The following is a 3,271-nucleotide window of genomic DNA, read 5'->3' as shown; positions in this document are numbered from 1 at the left end:
GTCTTTCACAAAGCCTTGCAGGTCGGAGTTGCCGTCAAAGCCGATGGCCACCACCTTGCCGGCTTTGCCCGACTGAACCAGTGCGCGGCCCATGCCGATAGCGGTGGGTTCGTTGGCGCCGAAGATGCCCTTGAGGTCGGGGTTGGCGGCCAGCACGTCGGTGGTCTGGTTCAGTGCGGTACCCATCTGCGAGTTGGAGTAGAAGGGGCCCACGATCTRCAGCTTGGAATGCTTCTTGATGTAGTCGGTGAAACCTCCCACGCGGCCGATTTCGGAGCCCGAGCCCGCGGTGTAGGACATAACGGCAATTTTGCCGGTGGTTCCGACTTTCTCGATCAGCGTCTTGGCGGACATTTCTCCGGCAGTCTTGTTGTCGGTGGCCAGGAAGGACTGGTAGTAAGCCTTGCCGGAATCCGATGCGGCGGAGTCAATCAACACCACAGGAATCTTGGCTTCCCAGGCTTTTTTCATGGCGGGGATCAAGGCATCCGGATCCGACGGGGCCAGCACGATGCCGGCGACCTTGCGGTTCACGGCGTTTTCCACCAGGGCCACCTGCCCGGCCAGGTCGGTGTCGGATGCTGCGCCCTGGAAGGTGGCGGTGTAGCCCTTGAGATTTCCCACGGCAGCGTTGGCACCCTTCTTCACGTTTTGCCAGAAGTCCGAGTTGGCGGTCTTCACGATAACGGCAATTTCCTTGTCGGCGGCCATAGCCATCGACGACGCAGCCACCAGGGCGGCTGCGATCAGTGTGTGGACAAATTTTTTCATTTCTTTYCTCATGGGTAGTGGTTGTGGAGGTTGTCTCTCGAAGTCCCGGTAAGCCCTGCCGGTAGGGATCACTTGCGATGGCGCATCTGGTCGATCCATACGGCCAGCAGGATGACGACGCCAATCAGAATTTGTTGGGTGAAAGCGGACACGCCGCTCATGTTCAAACCGTTGCGCAGGATGCCAATCACGAACGCACCAATGACGGTGCCCGACACCGTGCCCACACCACCCGTGAGCGAGGTCCCGCCTATCACCGCGGCGGCAATGGCATCAAGTTCGTACATCAGGCCCTCGCTGGGCTGGGCCGTGACCAGGCGTGACATCAGCACGCAACCGGTCAGCCCGGCCAGCAAACCGGAAAGCACATAGGCAAACAGCGTCACGCCGTTGACGTTCACGCCCGAGAGCCGGGCGGCTTCCAGGTTGGAGCCGATGGCGTACAGATGGCGGCCCAGCGTGGCACGGTTAAGCAGGACGGAGACGGCCAGCGCCAGCACGACCATGAGCACCACGGGATAGGGAATGCCGACGAACACCACATCGGGGAAGCCGTCCGCACCGATATTGACGATGCGGAACAAGGCTCCGTTGCCCAGTTCCGCAAAGCTGTCGCCCAGGCCGCTGATGGCGCGGGCATCGGTCAGCTGCAAGGCCACGCCGCGTGCCACCAGCATCATTCCCAGGGTGGCAATAAAGGGCGGCAGTTTGAGCACCGTCACACACAGGCCGTTGATCAGCCCGCACAGGGCACCGACCAGCAGGCCGGCAAACATGCCCAGCGGCACGGGCGCGCCCGCCTTGACCAGCATTGCGGCCACGACGCCGGACAATGCCAGGATGGCACCTACCGAGAGGTCGATACCGCCGGTGATGATCACGCAGGTCGCTGCGATGCCGAGGTAGGCAATGGACGTCACCTGGAGCGCCACGGTCATGCCATTGCCCACGCTGAAGAAGGCGTTGCTTGTGAACGAGAAGATGGCGATGAGTCCCAGCAAGCTGGCCAGCGCGGCAAATTTCTGAAACAGGTCTTGTTGTTGTTCGGTCATGGTGTGGTTCGGGAAAGAAGTCTTGGAGGGTTCAGTGGGTCAGCTGGTCGGCTTGCAGGGGCGGCACGCTGCGGCCGGAGGCGTAGTGCATGACCTCCTCCTGATGGGTCTCGCGGGTGGGGAGGATGGTGACCAGGCGGCCTTCATGGAAGACCGCGACACGGTCGGTCATCCCCATGATTTCGGGCAGCTCGGAGCTGATCATCACGACGCCGATGCCCTGCCCTGCGAGCTGGTCCAGCAACTGGTAGATCGCGTACTTGGCGCCCACATCAATGCCGCGTGTGGGCTCGTCAAAGAACAGCACGCGTGATTGACGGAACAGCCATTTGCTGATCACGAGCTTCTGCTGGTTGCCCCCCGAGAGCAGGCGCACGATCTGGCTGCTGCTGGGCGTGCGGATGTCGAGTGCGCCGATGTAGTGGCGTGCGGCATCCTGCTCCTTGGCAAACTGGATCATGCCCGCACGATTGGACACGGCTTCCATGTGGGCCAGTGTGATGTTTTGCGCCACATTCATCTTCAGTGCCAGCCCGTCGTGCTTGCGATCCTCTGACAGGTAGGCCAGCCCCTGGCGTACGGCATCCCGTGGCGAGTGAATGGTGAGACGCTGCCCGGCCAGAAACACCTCGCCGGCGTCGATGGGGTCGGCACCAAAAATGGCGCGAGCCACTTCGGTGCGGCCAGCCCCCATAAGCCCTGCAAAGCCCAGAATTTCGCCACGGCGCAGCTCAAAGTTCACGTCGTGAAACACACCTTGGCGTGTCAGGCCCTGTACGCACAACAACACGTCGGCAGTGGGCACGGATGTTCTCTTGGGGAATACGTCGTCCAGCGAGCGCCCCACCATTTTGGCCACGATCTCTTCCACACTGGTGTCGGCCAGGTGTTCGGTGGACACGTAGCGTCCGTCGCGCAAGACGGTGACCCGGTCCACGATGAGCGCCAGTTCGTCGAGGCGGTGGGAGATGTAGACAATGCCCACCCCCGTACGCTTGAGCTCATGGATGATGGCAAACAGCTTCTCGGTTTCCGACTCCGTGAGGGACGAGGTGGGTTCGTCCATGATGAGCACCTGAGCGTTGAGCGACAGCGCCTTGGCAATTTCCACCATCTGCTGCTGAGCTACCGACAGGGTTTTGACCAGAGCGTCCGGTGCAATGTCCTGCCCTAACCGGTCCAGGCATTGCTTTGCCTGGCGGCGCAGTGCCGCCCGGTCGATCAGCCAGCCTTTGCGTGGCTCGCGGGCCAGGTAAATGTTTTCGGCCACCGTGAGGTGCGGAGCCAGGTTCAGCTCCTGGTGAATGATGGCAATGCCGACAGCCTGGGATTCGGCGGTGGATTGGAACTGGCAGGCTTCGCCGCGATAGTACAGAGCCCCCGCATCGGGCTGGTACTGGCCGCTGATCACCTTCATCAGCGTCGATTTGCCTGCGCCGTTTTCGCCG

3 protein-coding genes are annotated in these 3,271 nt (G+C 61.7%); all 3 read right to left on the bottom strand.

Translation table 11 applies throughout. The annotated features are described in order from the left end of the window. Positions 1 to 771, bottom strand: a 771-nt coding sequence (locus AC1D1P_RS18610) for a substrate-binding domain-containing protein (protein ID WP_477673987.1), incomplete at its 3' end; no start/stop codon positions are given. 68 nt (positions 772 to 839) lie between these two features. Continuing rightward, complete coding sequence (locus tag AC1D1P_RS18605) at positions 840 to 1,823, bottom strand: ABC transporter permease (RefSeq protein ID WP_477667887.1); 984 nt, start codon at positions 1,821 to 1,823, stop codon at positions 840 to 842. A gap of 31 nt (positions 1,824 to 1,854) precedes the next feature. Then, positions 1,855 to 3,271 (bottom strand): sugar ABC transporter ATP-binding protein (locus tag AC1D1P_RS18600; protein ID WP_477673986.1); only part of this gene is annotated, 1,417 nt, incomplete at its 5' end.

This window comes from Polaromonas sp. P1_E1_2, from assembly GCF_056406035.1.
This window is presented reverse-complemented; position numbering and strand designations above follow the sequence as displayed.

What these genes read in the sequence shown, in the direction of transcription:
- AC1D1P_RS18605 (WP_477667887.1), bottom strand. Translation starts at nt 1,823, where the DNA reads ATGACCGAACAACAACAAGACCTGTTTCAGAAATTTGCCGCGCTGGCC.